The sequence below is a fragment of the Burkholderia stagnalis genome, assembly GCF_902830275.1.
Classification (GTDB): Bacteria; Pseudomonadota; Gammaproteobacteria; order Burkholderiales; family Burkholderiaceae; genus Burkholderia; species Burkholderia stagnalis.
In genome coordinates this window covers 495750-509011 of record NZ_CADESW010000002.1, presented here as the reverse complement: position 1 = coordinate 509011, position 13262 = coordinate 495750, and the positions used below count along the sequence as shown (strand labels likewise).

Sequence of the window (13262 nt, the reverse complement as noted above, 5' to 3'; positions counted from 1 at the left end):
GCGGCGTGCGCGGCGCCGGCGCGCAGTTGGCGCGCCGGCCGAGCGGGACAGCTGCCGCGCCGCCGGTACAATGGCCACGATATTCATACCAATCGCCGCGAAGCGCGCGCTGCGCGCGGGACGGCGTCGCCATCATCCTGCCATGCGTGTCAAACAGTTGCTCGTCGTGTTGCTGTCGGCGGCCCTGACGCTGCCGCCCGACGGCTTCGCGCAGCGCACGGGCGCGTTGCCGCTCGAGTCGGCGCCTGCCGGTGTGCCGTCGATCTCGACCGTGCCGTCCGGCATCGCGCCGGACGTGTTCGGCACCTACGGCGGCGCCGAAAGCCGGTTCTCGGGCACCGACCGTGCCGCGGGCCCGGCCGCGAGCCTGCGCGGGCCGCTGCGCGCGCTGCAGCTGCCCGACCTCGGCGACGGCTCCGGCGGCGCGATGACCCCGCAGGCCGAGCGCCGGCTCGGCGAGCGCGTGATGCGCGAGGTGCGGCGCGACCCTGACTATCTCGACGACTGGCTCGCCCGCGATTACCTGAACGCGATGGCGGCGCGGCTCGCGGCCGCGGCGGCCGCCCGCTTCATCGGCGGCTATGCGCCCGACTTCGACCTGTTCGCGGTGCGCGACCCGCAGATCAACGCGTTCTCGATGCCGGGCGGCTTCATCGGCATCAACAGCGGGCTGTTCGTCACGACGCAGACGGAATCGGAGCTCGCGTCGGTGGTCGGCCACGAGATGGGCCACGTGCTGCAGCGGCATATCGCACGGATGATCAGCGCGAGCGAGAAGACCGGCTACACGGCGCTCGCGTCGATGCTGCTCGGCGTGCTGGCCGGCGTGCTCGCGCGCAGCGGCGACCTCGGCAGTGCGATCGCGATGGGCGGGCAGGCGTACGCGGTCGACAACCAGCTGCGCTTCTCGCGCTCGGCGGAACGCGAGGCCGACCGCGTCGGCTTCCAGCTGCTCGCGGGCGCGGGCTACGACCCGTACGGCATGCCGGGCTTCTTCGAGCGGCTCGACCGCGCGTCGATGGGCGACGCAGGCGTGCCGGCCTATGCGCGCACCCACCCGCTGACCGGCGAGCGGATCGCCGACATGGAGGATCGCGCGCGCCGCGCGCCATACCGCCAGCCGCACCAGTCGGCCGAGTACGGATTCGTGCGTGCGCGGCTGCGCATCCTGCAGAACCGCGCGCCGACCGACATCGCGGCCGAGGCGCGCCGGATGCAGCTCGAGATCGACGACCACACGGCGTCGAACGTCGCTGCGAACTGGTACGGCGTGGCGCTCGCGAACACGCTGCTCGACCAGTACGACGCGGCCGGCCAGGCGCTGGCCGCGTCGCGCGCCGCGTTCGACGCGCGCGCGCGCCGCGACGACGATCCCGCCGCGAGCTCGCCGAGCCTCGACGTGCTGGCGGCGGACCTCGCGCGCCGCGCGGGGCGCACCGACGACGCGGTTCGGCTCGCGGCGCTCGCGCAGCGGCGCTGGCCGGCGTCGCACGCGGCGATCGTCGCGCATCTGCAGGCGCTGCTGGCCGCGCGCCGCTACGCAGAAGCGCAGGCGCTCGCCCGCACGCAGGCGCAGGCCGATCCGCAGCAGCCGGACTGGTGGGACTATCTCGCGAAGGCGAGCGACGGCCACGGCGACGTGCTCGCGCGGCGCCGCGCGCTCGCGGAGAAGCTTGCGCTCGACGGCGCGTGGCCGTCGGCGATTCGCCAGCTGAAGGACGCGCGGGACGCGAAGGACGTGTCGTTCTACGACCAGTCGATGATCAACGCGCGCCTGCTGGAGTTCGAGGCGCGCTACAAGGAAGAGCGCGAGGACGAGAAGAACGGCCGGAGCTAGGGCCCGTTCGCGCTGCCGGCGCGTTCGGCCGGGCTCGCGACGAACCCGAAGCGCGCGGGCACGTCGTCGCGCGCGATCTCGCCGAGCGGCAGCGCATGGCCGTCGCGCCAGCGCAGCACGGGCGGCGTCGCGTCGAGATCCGCGTGATCGGCGAACAGCCCGAGGTCGTGATCGTGCAGCGCGGCCACGCGCGGCGGCGTGCCGGCGTCGCGGAACAGCACGCCGCCCGCATCGTCGAGCCACGCTTCGCGCGGCTCGAATGGCAGGCCGGCCTGGTCGGCCAGCGCCAGCTGCCCGTCCCGCTCGGCGAGCCGCACGATCCATGGGGTATACGCGAGTTCGACGTACACGCGCTGCGGCCCGTTCTGGAAGAACCACTGGCCGTGTTCGTCGGCTTCGTAGTTGCGGGCGATGAACGCGATCAGCGCGGCGTGGCGGATCGGCGAGCCGAGCGCGCCGGCCGCCTGCGCCGCATCGTCGCGCAGGCGCCAGTCGCCGCGCCGGTCGAGCAGCAGCCAGCCGGTGCAGTGCGGCACGTCCGGCCACTTGGCGAGCGCCTGCCTGACGATGTCATCCATGATCGACGAACCGGGCGCAATAGCCGAACACCCGCACCGACAGCCAGTCGAGCCGGCCCGGGAACGGCCCGGTCATGAAACCCGCATGGCCGCCGTCCTCGGGCTGGTCGAGCTCGACGGCGGGCGACACGTCCGCCGGGCCGGGCAGCGCCGATGCGGGCAGGAACGGATCGTTGCGGGCGTTGAGGATCAGCGTCGGCACGTCGATCGCGGGCAGCAGCGGGCGGGTGGTCGCCTTCGTCCAGTAGTCGTTCGCGTCGCTGAAGCCGTGCAGCGGCGCGGTGACGATGTCGTCGAAGTCGTGCATCGTCACGGCCTTCAGCATCGCGTCGCGGTCGAACAGGCCGGGGAACTGCTCGAGCTTGACGAGCGCCTTGCGCTTCAGCGTCTTCAGGAAGCTGCGCGTGTAGACCATCGCGAAACCCTGCGACAGCGCACGGCCGCCCGCGTGCACGTCGAGCGGCGTCGAGATCGCGGCGGCGGCGCGCACGATCGACGTGTCGCTGCGGTGCTCGCCGAGCCAGCGCAGCAGCACGTTGCCGCCGAGCGACACGCCGGCGGCGACGATCGGCCCGCGATGCTGCGCGGCGAGGCGGCGCAGGATCCAGTCGACCTCGGCGCTGTCCGCGAGGTGGTAGAAGCGCGGCTGGCGGTTCATTTCGCCGCTGCAGCTGCGGAAGTGGGGGACCACGCCGTGCCAGCCCTTCGCGCGCGCGGTGGCCATCAGCGCGAGCGCGTAGTGCGAGCCGGAGCTGCCCTCGAGGCCGTGGAACAGCACGAACAGCGGCGCGTCGGGGCGCGGCGCCGCGCTGTCGAGATGCGCGACCCAGTCGAGATCGATGAAGTCGTGATCGGGCGTTTCCCATCGCTCGCGCCGGTACGCGACGACCGGTCGTCGCGCGAACAGCGCCGGCACGATGGTTTGCGCGTGGCTGTTGGGCAGCCAGCGCGGTGCGCGATAGCGCAGTGTGTCGTCGTCGGGGCCGTGGGCCCCGTCAAGCGGTGTGGGCGGAGAAGCCGTACTCATGATCGCCCCGCGTGTTCGTCAAGTCATTCAATGCAGCGGGCCTTGCCCGTGGCGGATCTTGGCGGCGAACTGCCCGGCCGCCTGTTCGGGGATCGGGCTCGCATGGATGTGCGCGATGCGCCACTCGCCGCGTTCGTGGATCATCACGTACGTCGCGAACACCATGTCGGGCTCGGCAGTGAGGTCGGCCTGCTGATGCGCTTCGGCAATCGTGTAGACGACGGTGCCGAGGCTGTCGTATACGCGGATGTCGAGCGGCTCGATCGTCACGGGCTGGGTGGACAGTCGTGCGCCGAACCCGCTGCGGATCTGCTCGAGGCCATGCAGATGCGCGCCGTCCGCCCAGATGCAGCTGGCGAAATCCTCGTCGATCCACAAGGCCATCAGGGCGTCGAGATTGGCATCGGCGACGGCCTGGTAGTAGGCGTTGAGCGTATCGGCGGCGGCTTCGAAGAGGCGGGCAAAACGTGGCATCGGGGTTATCTCTCGCGCGCTTCGCGCGCCGTATTCAGCACGGCGGCCCTGCGGCCGCCGCACACCGGTGAATCGGATTGCCCGGCGCGCGCCTGGCGACGCTGCCGGTGAAGGTCAGCGCTGCCCGACGAGCATGCCGCGCAGATCGCCGAATACCTGCTCCGGGCCGAGTTCGCGCAGGCACTTCAGGTGGCCGAGCGGACACTCGCGCTCGAAGCAGGGACTGCATTCGAGATGCAGCCATTGTACCTTCGCCAGCTCCGACAGCGGTGGGGTATGACGCGGATCCGTCGACCCGTACAGCGCGACCAGCGGCCGGCGCAGCGCCGCCGCGACGTGCATCAGCCCGGAATCGTTGGTGACCACCGCGTTCGCGCGCGCGATCAGCGCGCACGCCTCGGACAGCGACGTCTGCCCGCACAGGTTGCGCACGTTCGGTGCCTGCTCGGCGATCGCCTGCGCGGCCGCCGCGTCCTTCTGCGAGCCGAGCGCGACGATCTGCGTATACGGGAACGACTGGTGGACGATCTTCGCGAGCGACGCGAAGTGCTCGGGCGGCCAGCGCTTGGCCGGGCCGTATTCCGCGCCGGGGCAGAACACGACGAGCGGCATCCGTGTATCGAGATTGAAACGTGCCGACACGCGCGCCGTTTCATTCAGGTCGGCCTCGAGGCGCGGCGCGGGCAGGGTTTTCATCGACTCGGGCAGCTTCGCGCCCGGCGCGTACGCGAGCGCCGCGTAGTGGCCGGTCATCGGCGGCCGCTCGCCGTGCGCCTTGTCGGGGTTCGCATGCCGGACGTTCAACAGCCCGTACCGGTGCTCGCCCGTATAGCCGATCCGCAGCGGGATGTTCGCGAGCCACGGGATCACCGCCGACTTCAGCGAATTCGGCAGCACGTAGGCCGCGTCGTAGCCGTTGTCGCGCAGGTCGCTCGCGAGCTGCCAGCGGCGCAGCAGCTGCAGCTTGCCGTGCGCGAGGTCGGTCGCGTAGACATCGTGGATCTCGGGCATCCGCTCCAGCACCGGCGCGACCCACGAGGGCGCGACGGCATCGATCGCGATGCGGGGATGGAGTTTCTTCAGCAGCGCAAAGAGCGGCTGCGCCATCAATGCGTCACCGATCCAATTCGGTGCGATAACCAGCGCTCGACGCATCAGGTCGATTTCCGATGTCGTAATGAAACACGGCGCTCGGGCGCCGCGTTCGGGTTGCCAGAATGGGAAAGGGCGGCGCGCCGTGCTCCGGCCGCGCCGCCGCGCGGGACGCCGGGCCGCGCGCGGGGCGCGCAGGCCGGGCGGCCGGGCTCAATGGCCCTTGACGACCTCGCCGTCGCGCAGCTTGTAGCGCGTGCCGCAGTACGGGCAGCGCGTTTCGCCGTGCGACACGTCGATGAACACGCGCGGGTGCGCGCTCCAGCGGGCCATGGCGGGGTTCGGGCAGTAGGCGGGAAGATCCTTGGCCGTCAGCTCGACGAGCGGCATTTCCTTGATTTCACTCATGGGTCTTTCTCTTGATGAAGCTGGGTGTATGGGGGAGCGGTCGGGCGCGACGCGCGCTCAGATCTTCGTCAGCCAGTGCGCGTACTTCTCGTTCTTGCCCGACACGATATCGAAAAACGCCGATTGCAGCTTTTCCGTGATCGGGCCGCGCGTGCCGCTGCCGATGGTGCGGCGGTCCAGCTCGCGGATCGGCGTGACTTCGGCCGCGGTGCCGGTGAAGAACGCCTCGTCGGCCGTGTAGACCTCGTCGCGCGTGATGCGCTTCTCGATTACCTCGATGCCGGCGTCCTTCGCGAGCGTGATGATGGTGTCGCGCGTGATGCCGTCGAGGCACGACGACAGGTCCGGCGTGAACAGCTTGCCGCGGTTCACGAGGAAGAAGTTCTCGCCGGAGCCTTCCGACACGTAGCCGTCGACGTCGAGCAGCAGCGCCTCGTCGTAGCCGTCGGCGGTCGCTTCCTGGTTCGCGAGGATCGAGTTCACGTACCAGCCCGACGCCTTCGCGCGCACCATCGACACGTTCACGTGGTGGCGGGTAAACGACGAGGTCTTCACGCGGATGCCCTTCGTCATGCCTTCCTCGCCGAGGTACGCGCCCCACGGCCATGCGGCGATCGCGACGTGGATCGTGTTGCCCTTCGCGGACACGCCGAGCTTCTCCGAGCCGACCCAGATGATCGGGCGCAGGTAGCCCGATTCGAGGCCGTTCTCGCGCACGACGTCGCGCTGCGCGGTTTCGAGGGTTTCCTGGTCGAACGGCACGTCCATCTGGAAGATCTTCGCGGAGTTCAGCAGGCGCTTCGTGTGGTCTTGCAGGCGGAAGATCGCCGTGCTGCCGTCGGCCGTCTTGTATGCGCGCACGCCTTCGAAGACGCCCATGCCGTAGTGCAGCGTATGGGTCAGCACGTGGATCGTGGCATTGCGCCAGTCGATCAACTTGCCGTCCATCCAGATCTTGCCGTCGCGGTCGGCCATTGACATAGGAATCTCCTGGGATACTGGGCGCGCGGCCGAGTGTGCGGCGTTACGCTGGAAAGACGCATATTTTAGCGTCTTTTGGCGGCAAACCGGTCGGTCGGCGAGGGGCGGGGCTATAATCGCCCGGTACCGATTCCAACCACGACGGGCCGCGCCGGCAGGAGACGCCTGCGCCCCGACACACCGTCCGCCGCGGCGCATTCCCCCATGCTTGCACGATTGTCCGCCACCGACCGCTTCGCGCTGCTCCAGGGCGCGCGCGACTATTCGCCCACGCTGATGGCGATCCTGTCCTGGGGGCTCGTCACCGGCATCGCGATGAGCAAGTCGGTGATGACGATCGGGCAGGCGAGCGCGATGTCGCTGCTCGTCTACGCGGGCTCGTCGCAGCTCGCGGTGCTGCCTCTCCTCGCCGCGAAGCTGCCGCTCTGGACCGTGCTGCTCACCGCCGCGATGGTCAATACGCGCTTCGTGATCTTCAGCGTCGGCCTCGCGCCGCACTTCTCCTACCTGCCGCTGTGGCGGCGTCTCGCGATCGGCTATTTCAACGGCGACGTGATCTACCTGCTGTTCCAGAAGCAGGGCTTCGCGAACGGCTACGTGCCGGGCAAGGAAGCCTATTTCTGGGGGATGGCGCTGTCGAGCTGGCTGTCGTGGCAGGTGTCGTCGCTCGCCGGGATCCTGCTCGCGAGCTTCTTTCCCGCGAGCTGGGGGCTCGAGCTGGCGGGCACGCTCGCGCTGATCCCGATCATGGTGTCGGCGGTCGCGAACCGCTCGACGCTCGCGGCCGTCGCGGTCGCCGGCATCGTGTCGCTCGTCGCGTTCGACCTGCCGTACCGGCTCGCGTTGCCGCTCGCGGTGCTGGCCGCGCTCGCGGCCGGCTGCACCGCCGATTTCTTCGTCGAACGGGCCGACTGGCGCCGCATCCGCACCGAGACCGTCCAGCAGAAGGAGGTCGAATGAGCGCGCTGGAGATCTGGCTCGTGATCGTCGGGATGACGGTCGTCACGGCGGTCACGCGCGCGCTGTTCCTGATCGGCGGCGAGCGCACCGTGCTGCCGGAGCGCGTGCAGCGCGCGCTGCGCTACGCGCCTGCGGCGGCGCTGGCCGCCGTCGTGCTGCCCGACGTGCTCGAGACCCCGGCCGGGCTGTCGTTCGCGCTCGCCAATCATCAGTTCTATGCGGCGCTCGCCGGCTTCGGCTGGTTCATGTGGCGGCGCAGCATGCTGGGCACGATCGTCGTCGGGATGCTCATGTTCACCGTGCTGCGGCTGGTCGCCTGACGCGCCGGGCCATGGATTGCTGCGGCGCAATATCCCGCGCGATCCCAAATAGGCGGAATTCGCCGCCGCACGGGGCTGCCGGCCGGATGGATCGGCTAGAATGCCCGTTCCGGATTTTTTACCCGTGCGCGTCATGCGGAACCGCCAGCCACGGCCCGCACCCGGCGCCCCCCGCGGCAGCCCGCGCACGTGTTGCATCAGACCCCCTTTCCCCATCCACTACTTCAATCTGTTCAACATGAGCCAAGTCAAGCGTCTCACCGACCTGATCGCCGCCGGCCAGCTCGCCGGCAAGCGCGTCTTCATCCGCGCGGACCTGAACGTGCCGCAGGACGACCACGGCAACATCACCGAAGACACGCGCGTGCGCGCGTCGGCGCCGGCCATCAAGGCAGCCCTCGACGCCGGCGCGGCCGTGATGGTCACGTCGCACCTCGGCCGCCCGACCGAGGGCGAGTTCAAGCCGGAAGATTCGCTCGCGCCGGTTGCGAAGCGCCTTGCCGAGCTGCTCGGCCGCGACGTGCCGCTCGTCGCGAACTGGGTCGAGAACGGCGTGAACGTCGCGCCGGGCCAGGTCGTGCTGCTCGAGAACTGCCGCGTGAACAAGGGCGAGAAGAAGAATTCGGACGAGCTCGCGCAGAAGATGGCGCAGCTCTGCGACGTGTACGTGAACGACGCGTTCGGCACCGCGCACCGCGCCGAGGCGACCACGCACGGCATCGCGAAGTACGCGAGCGTCGCGTGCGCGGGCCCGCTGCTCGCCGCCGAGCTCGACGCGCTCGGCAAGGCGCTCGGCAACCCGGCGCGCCCGCTGGTGGCGATCGTCGCCGGCTCGAAGGTGTCGACCAAGCTGACGATCCTCAAGTCGCTCGCGGAGAAGGTCGACCAGCTGATCGTCGGCGGCGGCATCGCGAACACGTTCATGCTCGCGGCCGGTTTGCCGATCGGCAAGTCGCTCGCGGAAGCCGACCTCGTCGCCGAGGCGAAGGCGATCATCGACGACGCGCGCAAGCGCGGCGCGTCGGTGCCGATCCCGACCGACGTCGTCACCGCGAAGGAATTCTCGCCGACGGCCGTCGCGACCGTGAAGAAGGTTGCCGACATCGAAGCCGACGACATGATCCTCGACATCGGGCCGGAAACGGCCAAGGCGCTCGCGAGCCAGCTCGAGAAGGCCGGCACGATCGTGTGGAACGGCCCGGTCGGCGTGTTCGAGTTCGACCAGTTCGGCAACGGCACCAAGACGCTCGCCGACGCGATCGCCAAATCGTCCGCGTTCTCGATCGCGGGCGGCGGCGACACGCTCGCGGCCATCGCGAAGTACGGCATCCACGACCAGGTCAGCTACATCTCGACCGGCGGCGGCGCCTTCCTCGAGTTCCTCGAAGGGAAGAAGCTGCCGGCGGTGGAAGTGCTCGAAACGCGGGCGGCCTGAGCGTGGCGGCGCGCGCAGGGGTGACGAAGGCCGCGCGCTCCGCGAAGGCGGAGCCGGCGGCCGGTGCGGGCAGGCGCAAGCGCGCGCCCGCACGGGCGAACACCACCCCGCGCGTGCCCGCGACCGCCGGCGACGCGGTCGAGCAGCACCACGAGATTCAGAACAAAGCGACGCCGGGCGACAGCACCGGCGCGCCCCCCGGAGCGGCCGCCGCTGGGCCTGCCGCGTCCGGCTCTCGCAGCGTTTCACCCAGCGCATCCACCTTGATCCAGATGAGGAGTTTCATGCAGCGCGCCACCAAGATAGTCGCCACGATCGGCCCGGCTTCCAGTTCGCCGGAGACACTGCTGCAGATGATGCAGGCGGGCCTCGACGTCGTGCGGCTCAATTTTTCGCACGGCACCGCCGATGATCACCGCCAGCGCGCCGAGATGGTGCGCGAGGCCGCCCGCAAGGTCGGCCGCGAGATCGCGATCATGGCGGACCTCCAGGGCCCGAAGATCCGCGTCGGCAAGTTCGAGAACGGCAAGACCACGCTGTCGGCGGGCCAGCCGTTCATCCTCGACGCGGGCTGCGAGCTGGGCAACGACGATCGCGTCGGCCTCGACTACAAGGAGCTGCCGCGCGACCTGAAGCCGGGCGACGTGCTGCTGCTGAACGACGGCCTGATCGTGCTGACCGTCGAGCGCGTGCTCGGCGAGGAGATCCACACGACCGTCAAGGTGGGCGGCGAGCTGTCGAACAACAAGGGGATCAACCGGCAGGGCGGCGGGCTGTCGGCGCCCGCGCTGACCGCGAAGGACATGGAAGACATCCGCACCGCGATGTCGCTCGGCGCGGATCTCGTCGCGGTGTCGTTCCCGAAGAACGCGACCGACATGGAAATGGCGCGCCAGCTCGCGAACATCGCGGGCGCGCCGTACGGCATCAAGCCGAAGATGATCGCGAAGATCGAGCGCGCCGAGGCGATTCCGGCGCTGCAGAGCATCCTCGACGCGTCCGACGGCATCATGGTCGCGCGCGGCGACCTCGCGGTGGAAGTCGGCAACGCGGCGGTGCCGGCGCTGCAGAAGCGCATGATCCGGATGGCGCGCGAGTCGAACAAGCTCGTGATCACCGCGACGCAGATGATGGAATCGATGATCCACGCGCCGGTGCCGACCCGCGCCGAGGTGTCGGACGTCGCGAACGCGGTGCTCGACGGCACCGACGCGGTGATGCTGTCGGCTGAAACCGCCGCCGGCAAGTACCCGGTCGTGACGATCGAGGCGATGGCGGCCATCTGCGTGGAAGCGGAGAAGTCCGAGCATGTCGAGCTGGACAAGGATTTCCTCGACCGCACGTTCACGCGGATCGACCAGTCGATCGCGATGGGCGCGCTGTTCACCGCGTACCACCTCGGCGCGAAGGCGATCGTCGCGCTGACCGAATCGGGCGCGACCGCGCTGTGGATGTCGCGCCACTACACGCACGTGCCGATCTTCGCGCTGACGCCGCGGGTCGGCAGCGAGCGCACGATGGCGCTGTACCGCAACGTCACGCCGCTGCACGTCGACTTCAACAGCGACCGCGACGGCGCGCTCCAGCAGGCGATCGAGCTGATCGTCCAGCGCGGGCTGGTCGCGCGCGGCGACATGGTCGTGCTGACCGTCGGCGAGCCGATGGGGCAGGCGGGCGGCACCAACACGCTGAAGATCGTCCGGGTCGGCGAGCACTACTGACCTTCGGATTCGATCCGACACTGTTTAATTGCGAAAAACCGCGCGGGGCCAGATGGCCCGCGCGGTTTTTTTCTCTTTTTTGGCCGCATTGTGCCGTGCGAACGTAACAAATTGCGAGCACGGAACGCCAACCGGTCGGATTCGGTGGCGCTTCGCGATAAAATGCCGCTATTCGACGCTCAGCCGCGCCCGTCCGCCCGGGGGAACACCGGGCCAGGCCGCGCCGGCGCACAGGGCGCACCGGTTTTCATTCAAGGAGTTCCACAATGCCTCTCGTATCAATGCGTCAATTGCTGGACCACGCGGCAGAGCACGGTTACGGCCTGCCGGCCTTCAACGTGAACAACCTGGAGCAGGTGCAGGCGATCATGGCGGCGGCGGACCAGGTCGGCGCACCCGTGATCATGCAGGCGTCGGCCGGCGCGCGTAAGTATGCGGGCGAGCCGTTCCTGCGCCACCTGATCGAGGCCGCGGTCGAGTCGTATCCGCACATCCCGGTCGTGATGCACCAGGATCACGGCCAGTCGCCGGCGGTCTGCATGGCGGCGATCCGCAGCGGCTTCACCAGCGTGATGATGGACGGTTCGCTCGAGGCGGACGGCAAGACGGTTGCATCGTACGAATACAACGTCGACGTGTCGCGCAAGGTCGTCGAGATGGCGCACTCGATCGGCGTGACGGTCGAGGCGGAACTCGGCGTGCTCGGCTCGCTCGAGACGATGAAGGGCGACAAGGAAGACGGCCACGGCGCCGAGGGCACGATGACCCGCGAGCAGCTGCTGACCGATCCGGAGCAGGCCGCCGATTTCGTGAAGCTCACGCAGTGCGATGCGCTCGCGATCGCGATCGGCACGTCGCACGGTGCGTACAAGTTCTCGAAGAAGCCGACGGGCGACATCCTGTCGATCCAGCGCATCAAGGAAATCCACGCGCGCATTCCGAACACGCACCTCGTGATGCACGGTTCGTCGTCGGTGCCGCAGGAGCTGCTGGAAGAAATCCGCCAGTTCGGCGGCGACATGAAGGAAACCTACGGCGTGCCGGTCGAGGAAATCCAGGAAGGCATCAAGCACGGCGTGCGCAAGATCAACATCGACACCGACCTGCGTCTGGCGATCACGGGCGCGATCCGCCGCTACCTGTTCGAGAACCCGGGCAAGTTCGATCCGCGCGACTACCTGAAGCCCGCGCGCGAAGCGGCGAAGAAGATCTGCGTCGACCGCTACCTCGCATTCGGCTGCGAAGGCCAGGCCGGCAAGATCAAGCCGGTGTCGCTCGACAAGATCGCCGAGAAGTACAAGGCCGGCGAGCTCGCGCAGGTCGTGCGCTGAGACTGTAGTACGATCCGGGGCTGCCGGCCGGCGGATGTCCGCCGGCCGTGACCGTCCCGCCGGCCGAACCAGGGCCGGCCGGCGCCGCCCGGGCCACGTTGCCCGGGTGCGCCGACGAATCGCAAGGCCGCCGTTCCCGCCAGCCGCGGGGAACGGCGTTTCCCTTTTTGTGTTTGGCTCCTTATCTGCGAAAAGACGATGTCTACCCTTTACGAATCCACGCTCCGCTCGCTGCCGCTCCTCGGTCGCGGCAAGGTCCGCGACAACTACGCGGTGGGCAACGACAAGCTCCTGATCGTCACGACGGACCGCCTGTCGGCGTTCGACGTGATCATGGGCGAGCCGATTCCGAACAAGGGCCGCGTGCTGAACCAGATGGCGAACTTCTGGTTCGACAAGCTCGCGCACATCGTCCCTAACCACCTGACGGGCGACGCGCCGGAAGCCGTCGTCGCGGCCGACGAGGTCGAGCAGGTCAAGGGCCGCGGCGTGGTGGTCAAGCGCCTCGAGCCGATCATGATCGAGGCGGTCGTGCGCGGCTACCTGGCCGGCAGCGGCTGGAAGGAATACCAGGCGAGCGGCGCGGTGTGCGGCGTCAAGCTGCCGGAAGGCCTGCAGAACGCGCAGAAGCTGCCCGAGCCGATCTTCACGCCCGCCGCGAAGGCCGAGATGGGCGAGCACGACGAGAACATCACGTTCGAGGAAACCGAGCGCCGCATCGGCACCGAGCTGGCCGCGACGATCCGCGACATCTCGATCCGCCTGTACAAGGAAGCAGCCGACTACGCGGCGACGCGCGGCATCATCATCGCCGACACCAAGTTCGAATTCGGTCTCGACAACCACGGCAAGCTTTACCTGATGGACGAAGTGCTGACGGCCGATTCGTCGCGCTTCTGGCCGGCCGACCAGTACCAGGTCGGCACGAACCCGCCGTCGTTCGACAAGCAGTTCGTGCGCGACTGGCTCGAGGCGCAGCCGTGGGGCAAGACGGCGCCGGCGCCGGCGCTGCCGGCCGACGTCGTCGAGAAGACGGCCGCGAAGTACCAGGAAGCGCTCGAGCGCATCACCGGCGAGCAGCTCGCCTGAGCTTCGACG

The 13262-nt window shown here is 69.1% G+C and carries 14 protein-coding genes; 7 read left to right on the top strand and 7 right to left on the bottom strand.

Translation table 11 applies throughout. The features are described from left to right. Window positions 1–142: 142 nt before the first annotated feature. Window positions 143–1837: a M48 family metalloprotease gene (locus HWY45_RS06320; protein WP_059802147.1), complete on the top strand. Its 1695-nt coding sequence runs from the start codon at window positions 143–145 to the stop codon at window positions 1835–1837. On the opposite strand, the gene HWY45_RS06315 is transcribed toward HWY45_RS06320, so the two are convergent. The 6 genes from HWY45_RS06315 to HWY45_RS06290 all read right to left on the bottom strand — a co-directional run bounded on the left by HWY45_RS06315 (window position 1834) and on the right by HWY45_RS06290 (window position 6397). Then, window positions 1834–2415, bottom strand: coding sequence for a DUF2946 family protein (locus tag HWY45_RS06315; RefSeq protein ID WP_059879772.1), 582 nt, complete (start codon window positions 2413–2415; stop codon window positions 1834–1836). The genes HWY45_RS06320 and HWY45_RS06315 overlap by 4 nt on opposite strands. Then, entirely contained in the window at window positions 2408–3442 is a 1035-nt protein-coding gene (locus tag HWY45_RS06310) for a hydrolase (protein WP_059557154.1), read from the bottom strand. Before HWY45_RS06310 ends, HWY45_RS06315 begins: the two co-directional genes overlap by 8 nt. Window positions 3443–3469: 27 nt before the next feature. Continuing rightward, window positions 3470–3916 (bottom strand): nuclear transport factor 2 family protein, encoded by a 447-nt coding sequence (locus HWY45_RS06305; protein WP_059557157.1) that lies wholly within the window; start codon window positions 3914–3916, stop codon window positions 3470–3472. A 114-nt stretch (window positions 3917–4030) separates the two neighbouring features. Continuing rightward, window positions 4031–5071, bottom strand: coding sequence for a lipopolysaccharide heptosyltransferase II (waaF, locus tag HWY45_RS06300; RefSeq protein ID WP_059557159.1), 1041 nt, complete (start codon window positions 5069–5071; stop codon window positions 4031–4033). A 150-nt stretch (window positions 5072–5221) separates the two neighbouring features. Next, window positions 5222–5416, bottom strand: a complete 195-nt coding sequence (locus HWY45_RS06295) for a zinc-finger domain-containing protein (protein WP_017334071.1) — start codon at window positions 5414–5416, stop codon at window positions 5222–5224. Window positions 5417–5473: 57 nt separating this feature from the next. Continuing rightward, on the bottom strand, window positions 5474–6397 hold the full coding sequence (locus HWY45_RS06290) for a branched-chain amino acid transaminase (protein WP_059557161.1): 924 nt from the start codon (window positions 6395–6397) through the stop codon (window positions 5474–5476). A gap of 204 nt (window positions 6398–6601) precedes the next feature. Between HWY45_RS06290 and HWY45_RS06285 the strand changes: the two genes are divergently transcribed. From HWY45_RS06285 to HWY45_RS06275, 3 genes are all read left to right on the top strand, one after another. Next, entirely contained in the window at window positions 6602–7357 is a 756-nt protein-coding gene (locus tag HWY45_RS06285) for an AzlC family ABC transporter permease (protein ID WP_059802145.1), read from the top strand. Continuing rightward, window positions 7354–7677, top strand: a complete 324-nt coding sequence (locus HWY45_RS06280; RefSeq protein WP_059879769.1) for an AzlD domain-containing protein — start codon at window positions 7354–7356, stop codon at window positions 7675–7677. Before HWY45_RS06285 ends, HWY45_RS06280 begins: the two co-directional genes overlap by 4 nt. A 238-nt stretch (window positions 7678–7915) precedes the next feature. Continuing rightward, window positions 7916–9112, top strand: coding sequence for a phosphoglycerate kinase (locus HWY45_RS06275; protein WP_059802143.1), 1197 nt, complete (start codon window positions 7916–7918; stop codon window positions 9110–9112). Window positions 9113–9269: 157 nt separating this feature from the next. Here HWY45_RS06275 and HWY45_RS37140 read toward each other — a convergent pair whose 3' ends face one another. Continuing rightward, window positions 9270–9398, bottom strand: a complete 129-nt coding sequence (locus HWY45_RS37140) for a hypothetical protein (RefSeq protein WP_256702799.1) — start codon at window positions 9396–9398, stop codon at window positions 9270–9272. Between HWY45_RS37140 and pyk the strand changes: the two genes are divergently transcribed. The 3 genes from pyk to HWY45_RS06260 all read left to right on the top strand — a co-directional run bounded on the left by pyk (window position 9397) and on the right by HWY45_RS06260 (window position 13253). Beyond that, window positions 9397–10833, top strand: a complete 1437-nt coding sequence (gene pyk / locus HWY45_RS06270) for a pyruvate kinase (protein WP_059557168.1) — start codon at window positions 9397–9399, stop codon at window positions 10831–10833. The genes HWY45_RS37140 and pyk overlap by 2 nt on opposite strands. Before the next feature lie 266 nt (window positions 10834–11099). After that, entirely contained in the window at window positions 11100–12164 is a 1065-nt protein-coding gene (fba, locus tag HWY45_RS06265; protein WP_059557172.1) for a class II fructose-bisphosphate aldolase, read from the top strand. Window positions 12165–12362: 198 nt separating this feature from the next. After that, window positions 12363–13253, top strand: a complete 891-nt coding sequence (locus HWY45_RS06260; protein WP_059802142.1) for a phosphoribosylaminoimidazolesuccinocarboxamide synthase — start codon at window positions 12363–12365, stop codon at window positions 13251–13253. The last annotated feature ends 9 nt before the right edge of the window (window positions 13254–13262 follow it).